This is a genomic window from Bacteroidota bacterium (genome assembly GCA_016722565.1).
In the GTDB taxonomy this organism is placed as follows: Bacteria; Bacteroidota; Bacteroidia; order 2-12-FULL-35-15; family 2-12-FULL-35-15; genus 2-12-FULL-35-15.
Genome location: JADKIU010000002.1, coordinates 628,558 through 651,389, shown reverse-complemented (window position 1 = coordinate 651,389; position 22,832 = coordinate 628,558). Strand labels below are relative to the sequence as shown.

The following is a 22,832-nucleotide window of genomic DNA, read 5'->3' as shown; positions in this document are numbered from 1 at the left end:
TTTACTGATTCCTATTTTTTTGTTTAGAGAGATTTTTATGTTTTTTATTGAATACTAATCTTTTTGTTTAGTTCTTCAATGTAGTTTTTAAAGCGTTTATCCGTATCCATTAAGTTGTTTACAGTGCGACAAGCATGTAAAACGGTAGCGTGATCTTTTCCACCGCAATGCAATCCGATGGTTGCCAAAGAGGATTTAGTCATACTCTTAGCAAAATACATTGCAATTTGACGAGCTTGAACCACTTCACGTTTACGAGTTTTTGATTTTAACAATTCAATAGGTAAATCAAAATAATCGCAAACTACTTTTTGGATATAATCAATAGAAACTTCGCGTGCAGTATTTTTTACGAACTTATCGATCATTTGTTTCGCAAGTTCCAAGGTAATTGCCTTTTTATTCATGGAAGATTGTGCCAACAATGAAATAAGTGCACCTTCTAATTCACGAACATTGGTTGTAATGCTATATGCTAAATACTCGATTACTTCTTTTGGAAGGTCTAATCCGTCAGCGTATACTTTTTTCTCAAGGATTGCAATACGAGTTTCTAAACCTGGAGTTTGCAAATCTGCAGCTAATCCCCATTTGAAACGAGACAATAAGCGTTGTTCAAATCCTTGTAATTCAACAGGTGCTTTATCAGCTGTTAAAACCAATTGTTTACCTGTTTGGTGTAAGTGATTGAAAATGTGGAAGAATACATCTTGTGTTTTTTCTTTCCCCGCAAAATACTGAACATCATCAATAATCAAGACATCAATCATTTGGTAAAAATGAACGAAATCGTTTTGATTATTGTTTCTTACAGAGTCAATATATTGTTGTGTGAATTTCTCAGATGAAACATAAAGAACTGTTTTGTTCGGGAATTCATTTTTAATTTGAATTCCAATTGCATGTGCTAAATGTGTTTTTCCTAAACCAACACCACCATAAATCAACAATGGGTTGAATGCTGTTCCACCTGGTTTGTTTGCAACAGCAAAACCTGCTGAGCGCGCCAAACGGTTACAGTCACCTTCCACTAAATTTTCGAAAGAGTAGTTTGAATTTAATTGTGATTCAACATTTACCTTTTTTAATCCCGGGATAATGAATGGGTTACGAATGCTATTTTGATTTAAATCAATCGGCATTGAAACAGAAGGGTTTTTTAATTCCTTTTTATTGTTGGTTGGTATTTTTACGGTATACGGTTTTGAGCTATTATTATAGTTGTTCTCCATAATAATGCTGTACTCTAAACGCCCCTCAGCTCCTAATTCTTTTTTGATTGTTTTCTTTAATAAGGTAATATAATGTTCTTCTAACCATTCGTAAAAAAACTGACTAGGTACTTGTATCGTTAATACATTAGAACTTAATTTAATTGGTTTAATCGGCTCGAACCATGTTTTAAAACTTTGTGAACTTACATTGTCCTTGATTATCCCCAGACAACTCTCCCATACTTTTGTAAATGCTTTCTCCATTCTTAAATCCCTAATTATATATATGTTGAACTTCTTTGTGTTATCCTTTAAAACCCCTGTTTTCAGGTATTGCGATGTAAATATAAATAACTTTACCTAAGTTACCTCATTTATTTTGAAAAAAAAGTTAAAAATATTTTCAGATAGCTATTGACTTATTCGAAATTTTTATAGAGTACCCTTCTACAGCCTTTTTTTTGCTTTTTCTTTCGAAAATATAGTCCACTCTTCCGAGACGAATTCCGGCCCAACCTACTTGCGCTACCAATACTTCTTTGCCATCACTGTTCTTGTAAGATACAGGCGTATCAAGGAATGTATGGGTATGGGCTCCTAAAATGATATCAATATTTTTTGATTGTTTCGCGAGTTCTACATCGCTAACTTTTTTATTTTCATACTTATAGCCAAGGTGAGAAAGACAAATTACCAAATCGCATTTTTGATCGTTTTTTAAGTAATGTGTTGCCTCGGCAGCTTTTACCAAAGGATCTAAATATTTTGTATTTCCCGACATGCGTTTGTCGACTAAGCCCGCCAATTCGATACCTAGACCGAATACCCCAATTTTAATTCCATCTTTTTCGTAGATTTTATGTGGAATGGTTTTGCCGGCCATAGGCGTATCCGAGAAATCATAGTTGCAAGTGATGAACGGAAAGTTGGCATGTGGAAGTTGTTTTACCAAACCATCCAAGCCATTGTCAAAATCATGATTCCCGATTGTAGATGCATCGTATTGCATCATGCTCATTAATTTAAATTCCAATTCTCCGCCATACATATTAAAGTAAGGAGTTCCCTGAAAAATATCTCCGACATCAAACAACAAAACATTTTTTTCTTCGCTACGAATTTTTTTAATCAATGCGGCTCTTCTTACAGCGCCTCCTAATCCTGCATATTTTGGGTCATTATCAGGAAACGGATCGACATGACTGTGTACATCATTGGTATGCAAAATGGTGATTTTTACCATTTCGGATTTTGCAAGAACAGTGTTCGGAATTGAATTGAATGCAACGAGTCCGGCTCCGGCCAATGCCGTTTTTTTGAGAAATTCTCTTCTGCTATTCATACTTGATTCTTCCATCTATTGCTACTTTTATGGTGTTGCCTTTTTTTGTTTCATCTTTAATATAATCAACAATGGCATCACGTAATTTATAACTTAATGTATCCACTTTTATCGGAGCAGAAAAAAAAGAATATTTATCACCGCCACCAGCTAAATAATCGGAGGTAACTACTTTGTAGTTTTTGGTGATGTCGAAATCTTTTCCGCCAATTTTTAATTCAGTCATTTTTTTTCCTTTTCCTTTTACGGTTGCTCCGGAAAAAGGTGCGCCATTATTTTCTATTAATGATTCGAAGAGTTGTTTTGTTTTTTCTCCGCTTAAGGTTAGTATTACAATTTCGTTTTCAAATGGCATTAATTCAAACACATTGCCGAGGGTAATTTTTCCTTTTGGAAGCTGACTTCTTAATCCGCCATTATTTAGCAAACAAATGTCGGCTGGCAATTTGTCTGCAGGATGATAAGCATCATTTGTTTTTTTGAGCACAGCATCTGCCACAAAATCTCCTAATGTTCCTTCCGGTAATCCTTTTAATAATGCTTGTTCGGAAGTTCCCAAAACGGCATTCATAATTGAATCCATTTTTGTTTTGTATGGAAGAACCGTTTTTATAAAACTTGAATCGGTGGGCTCTGTTGTTTTTGCATTCAATTCGAGCATAGACGTTTCCACCTTTTGAATTTTTGGTGTGGAAGTACATGCTGCTAAAAGCCAGGTAAGCGCAAGGATTGTATGAAAGAGAGTAGGGATGTTTTCATTCAAATTGAACTTTTGTGTTTCATTCAAAAGTCATGCAATTATACTTATTTTAAAGGGATAAATAGCATGAAAAAAAATAAAAAAATATTTTTATTTTATATGTTTTTTATTGAAAAAAAACACTATCTTCATGAAGTTTAAATTAATGTAAATTCTATGTACGTTTCCGAGACAACTGTTCGAGTACGCTATTCCGAAACCGATAAAATGGGGTATGTATATTATGGAAACTATACACAATATTATGAAGTTGGAAGGGTAGAAGCATTGCGTCAATTAGGAACGAGTTATAAGGAGATGGAAGATAATGGAATCATGCTTCCGGTGCATACCTGTAGTTTGAAATACAAGAAGCCTGCTTTGTATGACGATTTACTTTCCATCAAAACAACCATTAAAGAATTACCTACCGCTCGCATTACGTTTGATTATGAAATCTATAATCAAAAAAATGAACTTCTGAACGAAGGGACCACTACCTTGGTTTTTGTGGATATGAAAACCAATAAACCACGCCCGGCTCCGGATTCGTTCATCGATAAAATCAAGAAATTTTTCTAACCAGAAAAAATAAATGTTAAAAAACTTGCTTTTGTAATCTTATTAATCGTATATTTGCGATATAGAATATGAAACCATGGCCTACAGTAAAAAACAAGCATTCGAGAATGATGAGATAAAAGCGAGTGAAATTGCGAAAGCTTTGTCGCATCCTGCTCGTGTAGCTATCATTAAATTTCTTTCCGTTCAAAAATCCTGCATCTGCAACGACATTGTTGAACATTTGCCTTTATCGCAATCCACCGTTTCACAGCATTTAAAAGAATTAAAAAATGCCGGACTGATTACCGGTGAAATTGACGGTCCACGTGTTTGCTATTGCATCGATAAAGAAAATTGGAAAAAAGCGAAAGAGATTTTTGGAGAACTTTTTAGTATGAAGTTCGAAGCGATGAAAACGAAATGTTGTTAGTATAGATTTAGAATAAAACGAATATAAAAAAACAGAACTATGAAACTATCAGATTTTAAAAAAGAGTTAGGCGTATTAGATACCTTAACATTTGTACAACCCAATGGAAAAAATGTTCCATCTCATTTCCACATTACAGAGGTTGGGTTAACCACCAAGAATTTTATTGATTGCGGTGGAACCGTTCGTGAAGAAAAAGTGGTGAATTTTCAATTATGGGAAGCCAATGATTTTGACCATCGATTAGCTGGTTCTAAACTATTGGGTATTATTGACCTTTCTGAACGCACCTTAAATTTGGGTGATTATGATGTAGAAATTGAATACCAGACGGAAACAATCGGAAGATATGGTGTTGCGTTTGATGGCAAACGATTCATTTTAACGAATAAGGTAACGGACTGTTTGGCGAAAGACAAATGTGGCATTCCGACAGAAAAATTAAAAGTAAAATTATCTGATTTGCAAACTGTCGAATCAACCGGATGTTGCACACCTAACAGCGGATGTTGCAATTAATTTTTTGTATTCATAAATTAATTTGATGAAAAAAGTAATTGGAGAACTAGTTGGTACATTCTTTCTGGTGTTTATTGGAACCGGATCTATCATCATTAACCACCTGTATCATGGAGTGGTTACCTTAGCCGGTATTTCAATTATTACCGGAATTGTAGTTGCGCTCATGATTCTATTGTTTGGTTCCTGGAGCGGAGCCCATATGAATCCTGCTGTAACGATTGCTTTGGCTAAGAAAGGCGATGTTAATAAACAAGATATTTTCTTATATCTTTTTGCTCAAGCGATTGGTGCTTTTTTAGGTAGCTTTCTTCTCAAAGTTATTTTTTCTCAAAGTACTTCCTTAGGAGAAACGCTGCCTTCCGTGAATACATATATTGCCTTTATCATTGAAATTGCAATCACTTTATTTTTGATGCTCGTTATTCTATTTGCATCTGTAAAGGCAAATGCATTTACACCATGGATTATTGGTTTGGCGGTTGCCATTGGAATTTTTGTTGCAGGAAATTATTCAGGAGGTTCTATGAATCCAATTCGTTCTTTATCTCCTGCTGTTCTAAATTACAATTTAAAAGAAGTATGGATCTTTTTAACTGGTCCGTTTATCGGAGCATTGTTAGCAGTATTTATTTTTAATCGATTTAAGAAATGAAATGCGAAGTAGCTATCGCTTCGCATTCATAAATTCGCAAAAAAATTAAAGTGTCATGAGTAAGAAAATATTATTCGTTTGTGTAGAAAATTCCAACCGAAGCCAAATGGCAGAAGCATTCGCAAAAATGCATGGAAAAGGGAAAGTAGACGTATACAGTTCGGGATCGCGTCCATCCGGCATCATTAATCCCAAAGCAATTGCTGCCATGAAGGAATTGGGATACGATTTAACCACCCACGATTCAAAGTCGTTGGATGAAATTCCAAAAATAAAATACGATTACGCCATTACGATGGGTTGCGGAGATGAATGTCCGTTTGTGATTGCAGAGCATCGTGACGACTGGAAATTAGACGACCCAAAACATATGGATGTTGTTGAGTTTAATAAAGTAAGAGACGAAATTGAACGAAGAGTGAAAGAATTGATTGAGAAATTATAGGTTTGCTTCTTTTTGTTTATCAGTACTGATACGGACACATAAATACCTCCTTTCGCGGATAGTTTTAATAGTTATGGTGTTTTAGTTTTACCGAAAATATCCTTCGAGTAAAACAATACAAAACAGTGAATTAATCCTAAATTATTAAAATGAAAAAAGTATTTACAGTAATAGCTGCTTGGTTAAGTTTAGCCGGTTTTGCTCAAGTGACAAATATTTACCAACCCAATGGTAGTACAACAAATTTCGGCAAAGTAGCTTCCGACTCCTTGAACTATTATGTTGTGAATTACCCCGCACTCACGCTTATGAAAATTGATCCCAGCAACGTTGCAACTCTTGTAACGACTTTAACTGTTGATCCATTTCAAACCATGATATTTAATAATGGAAAAGGAATTTTTCCCGTTTCGAATGGTGCTCCCTTTAAACTCTTTGATGGTACAAGTCAGATAGATATAAGCGGTGGACAATTACCTCTTGCTGGTTTCACCGGTGATAAAGTAATTGCGCCTGATTATTTTCATAAAGGGAATGTGACCTATTTCAGAACAAACAATAAAATTTATAAAACGGATTATTCTTCACCGGCAAGTATTGTAACATTAGCGAGTGTTGACTATTCTGTTGGGACGACAGAGATGCAACATACAACGAATTCAATCTTATTCTCAGATGTTGTTATATCCTCCTCCGTTCCTTCTTGCATAAAAAGAATTGATTTGATAACGGGAACAATTTCGAAAATAGATTCCTCTATAACTGGAACGTATGATTATGGAACCGTATGGAATGATGAATATTATTATTGCACACCCTATGGCCCAGCTTCAGCAGGAAATAGTTCTATTTATAAAATAAGTGATGCAGGTGTGAAGACTGTTTTGTATACTGAAACGGTTTTAAACAAACATTTTCAAAGAATTGTCGGAGTCACTCCAAATGGCGTGATTGCATTGATGACAACCGTTAGTGTAGGAACAGAATATGTTTCCGTATCGGGTGGAGTTGTTACTCCTTTAAATTTTAATACGGTTGCCAATTCTCGTCCATGTGGGAGTGTAGGAGTGGGAACATCCAGAACGACAAATTCGTTGGTCTATTTCAGAGCATTGGACACTCTTTATACTGTCAGCTCCAGCAATAACGCCTTGTGGGTAACAGATGGAACATTAGCAGGAACGAAAAAAATTATTGGAGGAACACCAACTACTTTTTCCGCGGATGGTTTATCAACTCAGTTTCCTGGTGATGCAGAACATTGTGGTGATGATTTATATTTTAAAGGTTTTGGCGGCAGTCCGGCTGATCGACTAATTTATGTAAATGGGAGTACGAATGCTGTAACAACTTACCCATACGGACTTCCATCAACGCAACCCTCTATCAGAAAAATTGAAAATGGAATTGTTTTAATTGGTAGTCCTTTGCCAACAACAAGTGCAGAAAAGGCCGTTTTTAAGGCAAATTGTTCAAGTTTAAGCAGTATCAATGACAATGCAGGTTCTCCAATTTTATTGGATGTTTATCCGAATCCCAACAACGGAAGGATGACTATTGAACTGAAAAATAATTCAGAAGCCTATACACTTAATGTTTTCAATTTACTTGGAGAATTGATCCATACTGAAAGAATGGTGAATTCAATTACTGAACTTCATTTAGATGTTAAAGCAGGATTCTATTTTATTACTGTTCAAAATAGCACAGGACAAAAAGGGACTAAAAAAATAATTGTTCAATAATTGTTGAATCAACGAGACGATTGAAAGAGTAACGTTGGAAATTATAGATCAATAAAATTTGTTATTTTAAAATAACATGCCAAATCGTATTGATATTTCCAGCATAGGGAAGAAATACCTTGACTTGCGATAGGTGTTGGGCGGGTAAACATATTGATATTGATTACCTTGCCCGTGACTATAAAGATGCTCCTTTTTATAAATGTATTGCAATCCGATTCCTCCAATTTCTTCTAAATAAAAATGCTTTCCAATAAATTGTTTTTCACCTACAGCAAAGCTAACCCTGTAAAAATCTCTATATATTGAAAGTACTTCTCTTGGAGTGCCATTTAATCCATTAGAACCATCTCTATTCGTATATGTTGGGGTGGTTAAATTCTTGTAACCAATTCTATACTCATAGAAAAATATTTTGGATGATTTTTTGTGTTTATTATAAAAACGTAGACCTATTTGAAATTTATCTCCAAATGTAGGATTGTATTCAAAAGCATTGCTGGCTCCTGCTACAACTATTTTAAATCCATAATAGGTGTGATAATAGGATGCCTCTAAAAAAATGTTTTTATGTAATCGGAATTCGAAATTTAGTCCCGCCTCTGCATTTGTTAGACCGGGAAATAGGTTGTAACCGAAACCAAATTTGTGTTTTAGAAGTGAATCGGGTATGTTTTTTGCAGACAGATGCGAAAAATTCAAAATGAAAAAAAGCAGTGCATAAAACAGGTTTTTCATTTTGATGGAATATAAATCCTTAAAATATTTGACTAGATAATATTCCCATCCTTCATCACCAATTTCCGATCGGCCATGTTTGCAAGTTCTTCATTATGGGTGACAATCACAAATGTTTGGTTGAATTTTTCTCTTAGCGTAAAGAATAATTGATGTAAATCTTTAGCAGTATTGGAATCTAAATTTCCGGAAGGCTCATCCGCTAACACCACTGCAGGATTATTAATCAATGCACGAGCAACTGCTACACGTTGTTGCTCTCCACCCGATAATTCGCTGGGTTTATGATTCATTCGTTCGCTCACACCTAAAAAAGCCAACAATTCTTTTGCTCTTGCTTCCGCTTCTGATTTAGACGTTCCTGCAATGTAAGCCGGAATGCAAACATTTTCCAATGCTGTAAATTCAGGAAGTAAATGGTGGAATTGAAAAACAAATCCGATGTTCTTATTTCTGAATTCAGCTAATTTTTTATCGCTTAAACTCGAAACAACCACATCGTTGATTTTTAATTCACCTTTGTTGGATTTATCCAGGGTTCCTAAAATATGCAGTAAGGTTGTTTTACCTGCTCCGGATGCACCCACAATAGAAATGATTTCTCCTTTTTGAATATTGAGAGAAACACCTTTTAGCACATCTAATGTTCCGTAAGATTTAGAGATAGCGGTTGCTGTTATCATTTTAACCTCGTTTTTTTCTGAGGTAAAGATAATCGAAATAATACAATACTTTTAAAGAAACAGTATTCAATTGATTTGCTTCTAAGGTGTTGGTGAAGTTTTGTGAATAGTTGGGAACCACAACGGAGTTTTCATTGTAAATCGAATTTTTCCAAACCAGGTTTAAAGAACTGCCCGGTGCAAACTGCCATTGGAATACCATGTCCACATTAAACGCATTGAAGTTAAAGTCGTGTACTTGATTATAGCTGATGTTATCAATCAGATAACCATCTTCCGAAAGGTTGTAAAAACTGGAATAATGTCCACCAGTCCAATAATGCCGTGCTCTCAAGCTAAGCGATAAGTTGTTTCTAAACAAATATCTTGCAGAAACAATATTCTCAATGGTTTTGATAAAGCGTAATCCGATGATGATGTTGTCGTTGTGGTCAAAGTTCACAAATCCTCGATCTCCATCATCCTGGTTGTAGTTGGATGAAATGTTGAACGACAATTTATCATTCACTCGGATGTTCGGAGAAAGTGTGATTCCGAAATACGGATTGTAACCGATGGTTGGAGAAATTAAACCGGTTGTTCCTGCGTACAAATTAAAGTTAAAACTGATTTTTTTACGCGTATCGCTGTTCACACCTGTCCAGATGGTTTGATTGGTCGGACGAATAAAAATTCTTCCGGGAACACGTGCTTCGTAATAATCAATGGATTGAATGGGTTCATAAGAACCACCCAGATAGATATTGTAGAAGTTTTTAAAGGTGGCATTGGCATTTAAATTCATACCGAATGCATTGGTAACATGTGTTGTGAAATTTTCATTTTGGTTAAACGACAAATTTAAATTCGCATTTTAAAAAGCTTCTCCAGGGTTGAAAGCGATTAAAACCGAAATTGATTCCACGATTGATAAAGTTGGTTTCGCGTGTGATTCCTAAATCATTGATATTGAATGTTGGGTTAATTGCCACCTGATACAATTCAAATTGAAACCAGCCGGAATTTTTCCCTCCGCTTAATAAATATTGAAATCCGAATAAGTCGGTATACTGGTTGGTGATCGTATCCGTTTTGGTAAACACATTACTCATTGCACCTCGTGCAGTTAGAAAGTAGGTGTTCTTTTTATTGTTCACATTAAATCCGCCACCGGTAACATCCGCATTTCTTCCATTGTTGTTTCTTTTTACGTTAGTATTAATCAAGTAAGCAGAAGAGCTGTTCTTCATCTGCTGATCAAATACAACAATGTTATAATTCGAAAACGGTTCGGTTAAAATCTTGCGCTCGTTCCCCAAGCTATCTTTTGCGATGGCATAGGTATTGTCCATTACAGCATTTAATAATCCTATTCCTAAACCATTGGGTGTTCGCCCGGATACTTTTGTTGCATTCAATAGTTTGGCCTGATCAGGATTTTTAACGATGATTTCTTTTTCTTGTGTTTGATCATACACATCATAATAGGCAGAAGGTCGTCTCCCGATTCTTCTGGAATAAAACAAATCTCCTTTTTGGAACAAGTCGGTGCTTTCCTGAAAGAACGGACGTTGCTCTTCAAATTGTTGTTCGAAGGCGCTTAGATTCTTTACAACATTATCACTTTGTACTTGCGTAAAATCGGGTAGGAGTGTGGCATCCACGGTAAAGCTTTCATTTAAGCCGTATTTTAAATCCATTCCTCCTGTAATGTTGGAAGAATAATTACTTTCTCCTTCGATGTTAGCGGGATAGTGTGAAGTATAGGCCGTAATGTATGGCGTAAGTGATAAACGGATGGGTTGTTTGATGTTTTCCATGCCCATTAAATAGCCCCAGTATTTGAACGGATTAGGAACACCTCGTGGCAACAATCCCCATTGGTCGAATTCTCCGTTTCTTGTCAAGCTTCGTGTAATCTGCATTCCCCATTTTTGAGTTTTGGTGCTTGGGAAACGTAAGGCAGAATAGGGAATTTTAATTTCCACGCTCCATCCTTCGGGATGCAGTTTTACGGCACTTTCCCAAACGGCATTGTATAAATAGTCGGAGAAACGGCTATCGGATTGCACTCCGGAAGCCGTCACGCTGAAGTCGAATGCATCTTGTTCGGTATTATACGTATCAAAAACCACTCTGAAATTATCGGCATTCAGGTAGTCATCTCGGTTTCCCAATTGTTTGCAAATGCTATCCGAACACGAGTCGTAAAGAAAAGCAGCAATGTAAATGGCTGTATTGTCGTAAACAATCTGAACGTTTGTGGTTTGAGTAGGGTCAACGCCATAATTCGGAAAGTTTTGTTTGAAGTCGGAAATGATTGGAGCGGTCTTCCACGTTTCGTCATCCAGCAACCCATCAATCTTGGGTGTTTTTGTAGCACGGGAGGTGAAATACTCTTTTCGTTTGGGAATGGAGTCGTTGTCAGCAAAGGTGAATTGGCTGATGAACAATAGCAGAGCAATGCTTAATAATACAGGGTTCTTCATTCGATAATAAAAATACTCTTTTATTGTTACAAGGCAAATGTAAATTTAATAAGCGGTAAATGTACTATTTTAACGGCTTTTAACATTTATGGTTAGACGAGACTATTCATAAAGGTTGCTAATCCATAACTGCGATTTTACAAAAAAGATACAGCTTATTTAAATTGATGAATAACAAATGCCACAGATTCACAGATATAGAGTATTCATGTAAGCTGATTTGGTATTTGAATTGGTGATTAATGGTATTGAAATCCGATATAATCAACCCATTCGTAAAATCTGTAAATCTGCGGTTAGTTTTTTGCCTCTTTTATGTAAAATCAATTTATCTTTACCAAAAACTACAATTAATTTCTAATTCCCCATGAGTAAAAATTTAAAATTCAAAGGTACAGGTGTTGCAATTGTAACTCCTTTTAACAAAGACCATACAGTAGATTATAAATCCTTAAACAAGTTGGTTGATTTTATCATCAAGGGTGGTGTTGAATATATTGTGGTGCTTGGAACAACCGGAGAATCGGTAACGTTGAGCAAAGAAGAAAAACAATCGGTTGTAACCCATGTGATTGAAAATGTAAATAAACGCGTTCCAATTGTATTGGGATTAGGCGGAAACAATACACAAGAGATTTTAAGTGCCTTCAAAAAAACATCTGACTTCAATAATATCGATGCGATACTTTCTGTATCACCGTATTATAACAAACCGAATCAACGTGGAATTTATCAGCATTACAAAGCGATTGCAGAAGCATCACCGTTGCCGATTATTTTGTACAATGTTCCGGGAAGAACTTCATCTAATGTAACAGCGGATACCACCATTAAGTTGGCAACCGATTTTAAAAATATCATTGCGGTAAAGGAAGCATCCGGAAATTTAGAGCAGTGTATGAAAATTATCAAACACCGTCCCAAAGACTTCTTAGTTATTTCCGGTGATGATATGTTGACATTGCCAATGATTGCTGCAGGTGCGGATGGTGTTATTTCGGTTGTTGCAAATGCATTTCCAAAAGACTTTTCAGAAATGACCCGCCAGATTTTAGCAGGAAATGTAAAAGAGGCTCAAAAGCTGCATTATAAATTAACCGATATTATTGAGCAATTATTTGCGGATGGAAATCCTGCAGGAATAAAAGCAGTATTGGAGATGATGAAAATTTCTCCTGCTCATGTACGCTTGCCATTGGTAAATGTGAACAAAGCCACACACAATGCCTTGAAAGAAATGGTGGAGATGTATAAATAAGAAATTGATATTAAATAAAAAGCCTCTCAGATTATTTTTGAGAGGCTTTTTTTATTATAAAATAATCTATTGTTGTTTAACCATTTTCTTAGTCTCAACAATTTTTCCATCAACAACAAGTGTGTAAGTGTAAATTCCATTGCTTAAATCACTAGCAAATACATTTAAACTTCCTTTTCCTCTTTCATTCAAATCTACCGATTGAATTAATTTACCTGAAACATTATAAAAAAGCATTTGTGCTTTTACCACATTGTCTGGTAAAAAATAATTGATAGTTGTTTGTTCAGCAAAAGGATTTGGAACGTTTTGTTCCAAAACAATTGCTTGTCCATCTTTCAATTCAACATCTTGTGATACAATTGAATTGTTTGAATTGCTTTGTTGCATTGAATGATTGTTGCAACATGCGTTTAGTGCATTTTCTAAAGCAGTCATTCTCTCATCTAAAATAGAATCTTTTTGTTGCAGATATGTATTGATTGAATCTTGCAAATTGTTTTCCTCATTTAAACTGTCAATTTTTGATTGTTGTTCTTTCATTCCTTCTATTAAGATCGGAATCAACTGCTGATATTCCAGGCCTTTAAAGTTTACAGCTGGTGTAACAACTGCGCCTAAAGAATCTAAAACTGCTGGCTGAACATTGTTTGTGATTAATGCAGGCAAAACCGTTTCAACTTCTTGAGCAATTAAACCATACTGAAGACCCTTTGGCAAATTCATAGATGGATATGAACTGTGTTTGAATGCAAATGTTTTTGCATTCAATTGGTTGATGATATCCATTGCATTTGTTATGCCATGGATGCTATCCTTTAAATTGATATCAGAAGGCCCATAAGTTCCAGAAATATAAACATCACCATTAAAGTACCCAGCATAATTAGGGCCAACAGGTGTTCCTGCTCCAGGTGCGCCTGAAGTGGAGGCAGAAGCATACACGGCATAATTAAATGTACCATTTGCTGCGCTGAAAAATCCACCATAATTTGTCCCTACAGAACCTATGGCAGCTCCTCTTACGGCATAATTTGCTCCATTTGAACTATTTGCAATACCATATACACCAGTATTGTCATCGTTTGGTCCGATTGCTTGAAAATATCCTCCGGTTGCATTTTTTGCTGCTTGGCTAAAATAATTTGCTGTCCCTCTAACTCCAATAGTATTGTCGGCATCTCTTGCTAAAAAATCACCTCCAATATTCGTATGTAGAAAATTTATTGGCTGAACGCCATTAGTTATCCCAACTACAGCTCTGTAAATTCTTGGTATTGTAGAAGTAGAAACATCGCTATTAATAGAGCTTGTCGCAGTTGTGTTAACAGCTATAGGCCCTGTAGCTTGTTCTAAAACGTTAAATTTTGCTGGCATTACCGAAGTGCAAGCATATCCAATTCCAACTACATCAGTATTTACACCTGATAATAAAGGAATAGATTGCCCAGTAAAACGATAGTTAAAAGTGTTTAAAGGGATTTCATAATCATTTCCAACAATAGGGTTTGGCGTTGCAGCACAATAATTTCCAATTCCAGTTCCTGCTGTTCCTTGTACATAAATAACATCACCATCTGCATCCACAGCTAAAACTCCAGCTCCTGGATTTGCAATTGTTGGCGATGTTGTATTTAAATTTGTAAAGCGCAAACCACTACTTCCACCAACTACTGTAGTAGCTTCTGAAGAATTTACTTCTAGCGTTTGGGTTGGATTAATACTTGCTCCAGTTGGGCCATAAAGATTAACCGTTGGGTCTCCACCAATACCTGTCCAAACATGTGTTACTGTAGCTGCAACATTTGTAGAAGGTGTCATTCTCATTCCTTCAAGTCCGTTGGCTCCACTTGCTGGTGACAAACCAGATCCTAACGGAGAAGTGAAAATAAATCTCAAATTGTCTGGACCATTGGTTGGTATAGATGAGGTTGGACTATCACCCCAATTTAAAACAGCATCTTGTCGATCCAAACCTGGAATTCCTGCAATTCCAGGTTCCGCTTTTAATCCGAGATAAACATTGTCGCTTGATTTACTTGCGAACATTCCTACATCCATCCATGATCTCCATCCATCATTCCCAAGTATTGTGTTGTAACCAATATGTAACAAGCTTAAAGGACGAGTTACAGGAGTTGTTGGATCATCACTAATTGAAACGCGAGTTAAGTTTGTTGGTAACCCTCCTGGATTATTTATTCCATAACCAGAAGTTGTTGTTGTTGGATTTTCAATAGCTGTTATTCGAACCCGTTCATTGGTTGTAGCTATACTTGTTGGAGTTGCATTTCCAGTAGAAAATATAATATGACGTTGCTCTTGGTTATAAATAAAAGCATTACCATTTTGAATTGCAGTTGGCGCGCCTAAAATTCCAAATCTAAATCCATCGTTTGGTCCAACAAATGTAGGACCTGTACTTGAAACGATTTGGTTTGTTACCTGCATCCAACTGCTCAAGTTGTTTTCTTGATGTTGATGATAAGTGCTTTGAGGTTGGTTTGAATTATCAAAACGAGGACCAACACCCACATTTCCTTGGGGAGTCATTCGCATAACTTCACGTCCATCCATTCCACCACCAGTTAAATCTCCATTTGGAGCGCTTGTTCCTGCAGCATTTCCGAAAGTGAACATAAAACGCAAATTATCTGGACCAAAAAATGGAGGCCCTGAACCATCGTCTGCCCAAGCAATTACAGCGTCTGTTTGATCTGCAGTTGGAGATCCTGGTATTCCTTCACTTTTACGACCAACATACATCAAATCACTGTTTTCAGTAAAAGTAATTCCTGTTTTCATCCAAGGACGGTAACCAAGTTCAATCGCAGCAAGAGTTGTAGTGCCATTCAAATGAAGCAAACTGAACGCTCCTTTTGAGTTATACAATGTACCACCACCTACCGGTGCATCAGGACCTAATAGCATGTAGCCATCTCTTGCTGCTACAAAACCGTTAACATTGTATGCAACTGTACCATTTAGTTTTTCGCGAAGTATGGCAAATGTTTTTGTGTAGATAGGTGAATTCCACATTGTTCCAAAAATATTAGCCGCTGGAGGAGCACTTCCTGCTAAAAAATTTCCTCCTCTTCTCCATTCAGATGAGACGCCAGCAGCACCAGTTTGTATTTGCTGTGCGAATGCCTCGTTGTAAAGACTGATTCCAATGGCTAATAATGCCAAGGGAAATTTTAATTTTATTTTCATTTTGTTAAGATATTTACCTCAACAATTGAATAAATCCCTTTTGTTTATATTCTTTTTTGTCCTCGCCTTTTGCATCTAAAACATAATAGTATATACCATCATTGCAGTTTTGCCCATTTTGATTCAAGCCATTCCATTCGCTATTAACCTCTTTAATAGTATAAATAATATTTCCCCAACGGTTATAAATAATACAATTAACTTCTTCAAGTCCATGTCCTTCAAATGAAAAATAATCATTTACTCCATCATTGTTAGGTGTGATAATATTTGGCAGTATTAATTCCTGAAATAATGGACTTACAGAAATGCCATCAATATAATAATATGAGACTTTTCCTACACTAATATTGAAAGGGACTTCGATCGTATCATTATTTATTGAATCATGAAAATTGCCAATTGTTATATATTGCTCATTTCCAGTAGAAACGTAAGTACCCTTTATTAAAGTCCAGTTAGAGGTATCTGTAATGAAATTCCCCATAGGATTTTCAATTTGAGGAACAACATTTAATGGATTACCAAATGGGTTGGTACTTGATATTGGATAGTTGGAAATATATGCACCTATTTGAGAGGAAGCAAATTCTGAATAGTCTGATAAGCAAACATAAAAACTAATGTCATAACTATTACCAGCAACCATAGGTTGCACAAATTTAGTTTGCAAATACTCCCTGTAATTAAAATTTTCCTCATAGACAAAAAATCCTGCATAAGCGCCCCCATCATAAGCGTTTTGAAAACCGAACGCATTTAAAGGAACATCTACAAAAGATGCTGAAGTTGCACATTGATTAAAATAATCACTAGTTCCCATAGTTGGAATTTTCCAATTCAATGCCGTTTCAAGTTGGAAATCACTTGGGGTAGAATATGAAACGGGGCATGTATCATATAATTCAAAACTTGGATTAGAAACAAAATTTATTTGAGCACTACAAAATACAGAAGTGAAAACAAATAATAGTATATAAAAAGGTTTATTCCCCGCAGGTAAGCGGGACTGAACACATAAAAATATGTTTTTGAAGTTCAGCAATTGTTTAAGATTTGATTTTTTAATACGTTATAAATCATTTGTATTTTAAGATGCTGATCCATGCACCTTTGTCTCTAACAAATTTACCATAATTTGTACTCCAAATAACGCTTTAAGTTGCATTAATGTTGAGCTTTCTTAGTAAAGAAAGATAGACTTTGTCTTTTTGTTTTTATAAAAATGATTTTCCTTTCTTTTTTAGTTTAAATGTATTTTTCATTCTTTGGGAAATATTTAATACGATAGAATCTGGGATGTGTTAATATCCAGTCGTATTTCCTGTGCTTCAAAGGGAGTAGAACATTTCGCACAGAATATTATAAAATAGTTGTTTAGTTTCTTTTTGCTTTTTTAGATTTTATTTTAGCTAATATAGTTTATTAATTGGGTAAATCAAATTAATAATAAAAAAAGCCTTTCCATAGCGGAAAGGCTTTTTTGACTTTTAACTTAAAAATTTTTGACTTAGTAATATACCATTCTTCTCACTTCTGCAATGAACTTAGAGAAGCGGATTACTTGGCGGGTATATCCATATTCGTTATCATACCATACATATAATACAATGTTCTTTTTATCCGGACCAACAATCGTTGCTTGGCTGTCGAATACCGAAGGACATGGATTTCCGATTACATCGGTTGAAACCAATTCGTTGGAATTCATGTATTGGATTTGTTCTACCAATGCTCCGTTTAAAGCAGCATCTTTCAAAATATCATTTACTTCTTCTTTTGTTACTTCACGGTCAATGGTCATACTTAAGATTGCCAAAGAAACGTTTGGTGTTGGGACACGCACCGAGTTAGCAGTGAATTTACCGGACAATTGAGGCAATACTTTTTTCAATGCACTTTCAGCACCAGTTTCTGTGATTACCATGTTTAAAGCAGCAGAGCGACCTCTTCTGTATTTTTTATGGTAGTTGTCCAACAAGTTTTGATCGTTGGTGTAGGAGTGAACCGTTTCAATATGTCCACGTGCAATTCCCAATTTATTATGCACCACTTGTAAAACCGGCATAATGGCGTTGGTTGTACAAGAAGCAGCAGAAAGAATATTGTCTGTTTTAATATCGATGGTTTGATGATTGACACCGTGAACGACATTCGGGATGTCTTTTGCAGGAGCAGTCAACAATACTTTTGTAATTCCTTTTGCTTGTAAGTGACGGCTCAATTCCGCTTTATCTCTAAACACACCGGTGTTGTCAATTAATAATGCATTGTTGATTCCGTATTTTGTATAATCCACATCTTCCGGATTTTTAGCATCAATCATGTGAACGGTATGTCCGTTGATGATCAATGCTTTTTTCTCTAAATCTTCGATGATGGTTCCGGGAAAAACACCATGAACAGAATCGGTGCGCAATAAATCGGCACGTTTGATAATTTCAGCATCGCTGCTTCCACGTGTAACGATTGCTTTTAAGCGCAATTGTTCACCTTTACCAGCTTGAGCGATAAGTTCACGTGCAGCTAAACGGCCAATACGACCGAAACCGAACAATACAACATCTTTTGGAGTGATGTTGTGTTTGGTTCCGATGAATTCAACCAATTTGTTTTTTAAGAAATCTTCAACACTTTTAAATTTTGTTCCTTCTTGTTGCCATTCGAAAGCAAGCTTTCCGATATCCACACGAGAAGGGCAAACATCCATTTGAGAAATTTGTGCTGCGATGGCTAATGTCTCTTCAACCGTAATTACTTTTTTAACGATGTTTTTTGCATAATGGTGCAAGTTCATGATTTCACTTGCGCTTCTATCCACCAATTGGTTTCTGAATAAAATCAATTCGATTGATTTTTCAAACCATAGTTTTCCGATAATTCCAATCAGATCGATTGCTGCTTTTTCATGATTGATCCAATCATTTAATTCAGATTCATAGGTTCCTTTTGCTTTTCCTTCAGTTGGCTCCATTGTTTCGAGTGTCATAATGTAGTTATTGGTTGATGTTATTAGTTATAAGTTATGGGTTATGAGTTATAAGTTATGGGTTATGAGTTATAAGTTATGGGTTATGAGTTATAAGTTGTTAGTATTGATTGAGTTTTCGTTGTTCTGTCATTTCGATCGTCCTTTTTTGTCATTCCGAGCGTAGCCGAGGAATAAAAATAAAAAAATAACCACACAAACATCAGTTAAACTTATTCTTAGTTTTCAACTGATTTTGTGTGGTTTCATTGAGATTCGAAGGGATTATCTAGCCTAAATAGGTCTTAAGTAATTTACTTCTGGAGTTATGACGCAATCTGCGGATTGCTTTTTCTTTAATTTGACGAACACGTTCGCGGGTTAAATCGAATTTTGCACCGATTTCTTCCAAGGTCAAACCATGGTTAATTCCGATACCGAAAAACAATTTTACCACATCACGTTCTCTTTCTGTTAATGTTGATAAAGAACGTTCAATTTCTCTTTGCAACGATTCGTTCATCAATAAGTTATCGGCTCTTGGAGAATCGTGGTTCACCAATACATCCAATAAGCTGTTTTCTTCACCATTTACAAACGGAGCATCCATGGATACGTGACGGCCAGAAACACGCATGGTGTCAGCAACTTTATCTTGTGGAAGTTCTAGGATGTCAGATAATTCTTCAGCACTTGGTTCACGCTCAAACTGTTGTTCTAAGCGAGAATAAGCTTTGTTGATTTTATTTAAAGAACCAACTTGGTTCAATGGTAAACGAACGATACGGGATTGCTCTGCTAATGCCTGAAGAATGGATTGACGAATCCACCATACAGCATAAGAGATAAATTTAAATCCACGTGTTTCATCAAAACGTTTTGCTGCTTTAATCAAACCTAAATTTCCTTCATTGATTAAATCCGGTAAACTTAAACCTTGGTTTTGATATTGTTTTGCAACAGAAACCACGAAACGTAAATTGGATTTGGTTAATTTCTCTAACGCTACCTGATCTCCATCTCTGATTTTTTTTGCTAAAATTACTTCTTCGTCTGCGGTAATCAATTCCTCACGACCGATTTCCTGAAGATATTTATCTAAGGAAGCACTCTCGCGGTTGGTAATCGATTTGGTTATTTTGAGTTGTCTCATAGACTTTTTTGAGTTTAAATAGGGGTTAATTCTGGTACAAAGGTAGTCTAAAACGAGTGGTTTTTACAAATATTTCATCTTAAAATAACATTTGGAACTTGTTGATTGTTAGCAACTTACAATAAATTAGACTTATTGCTGAAAAGGGTCTATAAAGAGGCTTTTATTGTCGATAAAATGGAATATTGGTGTGGATAAAAATAGTTTGGGTTTTCATTTCATTCGTGAGATACCGAATGAAAAAGTATAGTGTTGTTTCAGATCGAGGTGCATTTTCATTCTTTTTCTTCGGTATAGCTCCACTGTAAATCAGGAATCAGCTGAATGCTGATTCCCGATAACATTGGAGCTACATCCCAAACCCATAATATGCTCTCATGCCATTTGGGTAAACACCTTCAATGAGTACACCACCTTTTTTGTTTTCAAGGGTCATTTTAATATCGTCAATCGTGGTGATTTTCTTTTTATCAACGCTGGTGATAATAAATCCTTCTTTGATTCCAGCGCTTAATAATTTACCGGCACCCAGTTTTGCAACTTTTAACCCATGTTCGATGCTGAGTTTTTTCATTTCTTCCTTGCTCACATCTTCAAACGAAGCTCCTAGGGCAGAAATAATTTCAACTTTTGGTTTTAAAACCACATCTGTATTTCCGTTCTTGTTTTTCAAAACAACAGACATTACTTTTTCCTGGTTGTTACGGTTCAAGGTTATATTCACTTTGTTGCCCGGGCGATATCTGCTGATTTGCTCCAACAATTCCGGTTGGTTGTTTACTTCCGCATCACCAATTTTGGTAATCACATCACCTTCTTTAATTCCTGCTTCTGCACCGGCTCCGCCTTCAACAACACCATTTATATAAACACCTTTAATGACATTGATGCTTTTCTCTTTTGCTAATTTGCCATCCAAATCCTGAATGGCCAATCCAATAAAGGCGCGCTGTACTTCACCAAATTCCAATAAATCGGCAACCACTTTTCGGGCTAAGTTAACCGGAATGGCGAATGAATAACCGGTATACGAACCAGTATTGGATGCAATGGCAGAGTTGATTCCCACCAATTCACCTTTTGCATTTACCAAGGCTCCACCGCTGTTGCCGGGATTTACAGCGGCATCTGTTTGTAAATAGGCTTCTACCGGAAATTGACCTTTTTCTCTGTCGTTTGCCAAAATATTAATGTTTCGGCCTTTCGCGCTGATAATTCCTGCTGTTACCGTAGAATTTAAGTTAAATGGATTTCCAACAGCCAATACCCATTCGCCCACTTTTACATTGTCGGAGTTTCCATAATTAATAAACTCCAAACCTTCCTCTTTAATCTTCAATAATGCCAAGTCGGTGGAAGGATCTTTCCCAATCACTTCTGCTGTATAACTTCTTTTATCATTCAAGGTGATTTCAACTTTATCAGCTCCATCCACTACGTGGTTATTGGTTACGATATACCCATCTTGTGAGATGATTACTCCCGAACCGGTTGATTGTGGCGCTTGCTGTGGTTGTCGCTGACCATGCAATCCGAAGAAATCGCGGAAAGGGTCATATAAATATGGATTTTGTGTTTCCAGCGGATAGGTTGTTTTTACGTTCACCACCGAATGAACTGAAGTGGCAGCAGCATTGGTAAAATCAACAGCTAATTCCGGAGCGCTGGCTCCTGGCAGTTTTACATACTTTACTGGTGTTTGATATGCCAATTGCGATGTTGACTCAATGGACTCTTTATTTAATAAGTGATTAAGACCAAGAGCGGTAAAACCACCAATTCCTGCAATTGCAAATACTCCTAAAATCTTTTCATATCTTCTGTTTTTTTTATGTTTGAATGTACTGAAATTTAACTGAAAATTCTAACACAAATTTTATTCCTATATTATTTTTGTCATTTATTTTTAACATACTTTAACAGCGGTTTGCAAAGGTTGTGTAACTTTACACAAATATTTAAAAGCACCAAAATAGTTACAAAGTATTGATGAGTAGTTTTAAAGAAAAATCATACGGTTTTATTATCGGAATTTTAGTCGGGTTGATTATAGCCGGTGGCTTTTTTATTTTTAAACTGGACGATTATTTTAAAGAATTAAGTTTCTATAAATCTGTCTCCAATACCTTCTCCTCTGAAAGCAAATCGGAAGACGTTCCGTCAAAAGAAACAACACCGGTTGAGAAAACAAAAAAGTCCAAAACGAAAGTAGCCGATTTTTCTAAAAACCAAGAAGCAATCAATGAAGAGAAGGTGGTGAAAGTGGATACAAACAGCATCGCCAAAGATACGCTTACACTTGAAAATCCCGGTGGTGACGATGTGATGGTGGTGCGGAAGGATGAACTACTCTTGACAAAAACATTGGAGGTTTTTAATTTAGATCCGGTTGCAAAAATGAATGGTAAAGATTCATTGCTTCAGAAAGTAAGCGGTATTAAAGACGATAAACCCGCTGCGAAGCAATACATGAATTTGGAATTATGGTCCTCTCCGTTAAATTACAAAGGTTATAAAATGAGTAAGTACAAACTCATTATGTATGGCATTGCCTCTCCGGAAGGATTAAAAATATACCGATTGGATGATGTAGTCTATATCAAGAGTGCTTCCTTGGTTTACCGAGTGGACGCGACAGGTGAATTTAAACCCTATGAACGGATAACGGATGAATCCGTCATCAGCAGATTAAAATAAA

20 protein-coding genes are annotated in these 22,832 nt (G+C 36.0%); 8 read left to right on the top strand and 12 right to left on the bottom strand.

Annotated elements, in window-relative coordinates:
- Positions 1 to 44: 44 nt before the first annotated feature.
- The 3 genes from dnaA to IPP64_08220 form a co-directional block, all read right to left on the bottom strand.
- Complete coding sequence (gene dnaA, locus IPP64_08230) at positions 45 to 1,478, bottom strand: chromosomal replication initiator protein DnaA (protein ID MBL0329389.1); 1,434 nt, start codon at positions 1,476 to 1,478, stop codon at positions 45 to 47.
- Between the two features lie 139 nt (positions 1,479 to 1,617).
- A complete protein-coding gene (locus tag IPP64_08225; GenBank protein ID MBL0329388.1) occupies positions 1,618 to 2,571 on the bottom strand; it encodes a metallophosphoesterase in 954 nt (317 codons plus the stop codon).
- Complete coding sequence (locus IPP64_08220) at positions 2,549 to 3,343, bottom strand: 5'-nucleotidase C-terminal domain-containing protein (protein MBL0329387.1); 795 nt, start codon at positions 3,341 to 3,343, stop codon at positions 2,549 to 2,551. Before IPP64_08220 ends, IPP64_08225 begins: the two co-directional genes overlap by 23 nt.
- A gap of 129 nt (positions 3,344 to 3,472) precedes the next feature.
- Between IPP64_08220 and IPP64_08215 the strand changes: the two genes are divergently transcribed.
- The 6 genes from IPP64_08215 to IPP64_08190 all read left to right on the top strand — a co-directional run bounded on the left by IPP64_08215 (position 3,473) and on the right by IPP64_08190 (position 7,653).
- Positions 3,473 to 3,877 (top strand): acyl-CoA thioesterase, encoded by a 405-nt coding sequence (locus IPP64_08215; protein ID MBL0329386.1) that lies wholly within the window; start codon positions 3,473 to 3,475, stop codon positions 3,875 to 3,877.
- Between the two features lie 76 nt (positions 3,878 to 3,953).
- Positions 3,954 to 4,289 carry a winged helix-turn-helix transcriptional regulator gene (locus IPP64_08210; GenBank protein ID MBL0329385.1) on the top strand — a complete coding sequence of 112 codons (336 nt, stop codon included), beginning with the start codon at positions 3,954 to 3,956 and terminating at the stop codon, positions 4,287 to 4,289.
- 39 nt (positions 4,290 to 4,328) lie between these two features.
- The gene (locus tag IPP64_08205) at positions 4,329 to 4,808 is read left to right on the top strand and encodes a hypothetical protein (protein MBL0329384.1); all 480 of its coding nucleotides are present in this window, start codon (positions 4,329 to 4,331) and stop codon (positions 4,806 to 4,808) included.
- A gap of 25 nt (positions 4,809 to 4,833) precedes the next feature.
- Positions 4,834 to 5,463 carry an aquaporin gene (locus IPP64_08200; GenBank protein MBL0329383.1) on the top strand — a complete coding sequence of 210 codons (630 nt, stop codon included), beginning with the start codon at positions 4,834 to 4,836 and terminating at the stop codon, positions 5,461 to 5,463.
- A 55-nt stretch (positions 5,464 to 5,518) separates the two neighbouring features.
- A complete protein-coding gene (locus IPP64_08195) occupies positions 5,519 to 5,908 on the top strand; it encodes an arsenate reductase ArsC (GenBank protein ID MBL0329382.1) in 390 nt (129 codons plus the stop codon).
- A 149-nt stretch (positions 5,909 to 6,057) separates the two neighbouring features.
- On the top strand, positions 6,058 to 7,653 hold the full coding sequence (locus IPP64_08190) for a T9SS type A sorting domain-containing protein (GenBank protein MBL0329381.1): 1,596 nt from the start codon (positions 6,058 to 6,060) through the stop codon (positions 7,651 to 7,653).
- Positions 7,654 to 7,719: 66 nt separating this feature from the next.
- Here the strand turns inward: IPP64_08190 and IPP64_08185 are convergent, their stop codons facing one another.
- The 4 genes from IPP64_08185 to IPP64_08170 are packed head-to-tail and all read right to left on the bottom strand — an operon-like array spanning position 7,720 to position 11,542.
- Positions 7,720 to 8,391, bottom strand: coding sequence for a hypothetical protein (locus tag IPP64_08185; protein MBL0329380.1), 672 nt, complete (start codon positions 8,389 to 8,391; stop codon positions 7,720 to 7,722).
- A 32-nt stretch (positions 8,392 to 8,423) separates the two neighbouring features.
- A complete protein-coding gene (locus IPP64_08180) occupies positions 8,424 to 9,074 on the bottom strand; it encodes an ABC transporter ATP-binding protein (GenBank protein MBL0329379.1) in 651 nt (216 codons plus the stop codon).
- Between the two features lies 1 nt (position 9,075).
- Positions 9,076 to 9,912 carry a hypothetical protein gene (locus IPP64_08175; GenBank protein MBL0329378.1) on the bottom strand — a complete coding sequence of 279 codons (837 nt, stop codon included), beginning with the start codon at positions 9,910 to 9,912 and terminating at the stop codon, positions 9,076 to 9,078.
- On the bottom strand, positions 9,902 to 11,542 hold the full coding sequence (locus IPP64_08170) for a carbohydrate binding family 9 domain-containing protein (GenBank protein ID MBL0329377.1): 1,641 nt from the start codon (positions 11,540 to 11,542) through the stop codon (positions 9,902 to 9,904). The genes IPP64_08175 and IPP64_08170 overlap by 11 nt, the downstream gene beginning before the upstream one ends.
- Before the next feature lie 367 nt (positions 11,543 to 11,909).
- On the opposite strand from IPP64_08170, the gene IPP64_08165 reads away from it, so the two are divergent.
- Positions 11,910 to 12,800, top strand: coding sequence for a 4-hydroxy-tetrahydrodipicolinate synthase (locus tag IPP64_08165; protein MBL0329376.1), 891 nt, complete (start codon positions 11,910 to 11,912; stop codon positions 12,798 to 12,800).
- Positions 12,801 to 12,866: 66 nt separating this feature from the next.
- On the opposite strand, the gene IPP64_08160 is transcribed toward IPP64_08165, so the two are convergent.
- The 5 genes from IPP64_08160 to IPP64_08140 form a co-directional block, all read right to left on the bottom strand.
- Positions 12,867 to 16,013: a tail fiber domain-containing protein gene (locus IPP64_08160; GenBank protein MBL0329375.1), complete on the bottom strand. Its 3,147-nt coding sequence runs from the start codon at positions 16,011 to 16,013 to the stop codon at positions 12,867 to 12,869.
- Between the two features lie 13 nt (positions 16,014 to 16,026).
- Positions 16,027 to 17,058: a gliding motility-associated C-terminal domain-containing protein gene (locus IPP64_08155; protein MBL0329374.1), complete on the bottom strand. Its 1,032-nt coding sequence runs from the start codon at positions 17,056 to 17,058 to the stop codon at positions 16,027 to 16,029.
- 465 nt (positions 17,059 to 17,523) lie between these two features.
- Positions 17,524 to 18,987: a glyceraldehyde-3-phosphate dehydrogenase gene (locus IPP64_08150; protein MBL0329373.1), complete on the bottom strand. Its 1,464-nt coding sequence runs from the start codon at positions 18,985 to 18,987 to the stop codon at positions 17,524 to 17,526.
- A gap of 283 nt (positions 18,988 to 19,270) precedes the next feature.
- Positions 19,271 to 20,134: an RNA polymerase sigma factor RpoD/SigA gene (locus tag IPP64_08145; protein MBL0329372.1), complete on the bottom strand. Its 864-nt coding sequence runs from the start codon at positions 20,132 to 20,134 to the stop codon at positions 19,271 to 19,273.
- A gap of 349 nt (positions 20,135 to 20,483) precedes the next feature.
- Positions 20,484 to 21,941 carry a trypsin-like peptidase domain-containing protein gene (locus IPP64_08140; GenBank protein ID MBL0329371.1) on the bottom strand — a complete coding sequence of 486 codons (1,458 nt, stop codon included), beginning with the start codon at positions 21,939 to 21,941 and terminating at the stop codon, positions 20,484 to 20,486.
- Positions 21,942 to 22,123: 182 nt separating this feature from the next.
- Between IPP64_08140 and IPP64_08135 the strand changes: the two genes are divergently transcribed.
- Positions 22,124 to 22,831, top strand: a complete 708-nt coding sequence (locus IPP64_08135) for a hypothetical protein (GenBank protein ID MBL0329370.1) — start codon at positions 22,124 to 22,126, stop codon at positions 22,829 to 22,831.
- The last annotated feature ends 1 nt before the right edge of the window (position 22,832 follow it).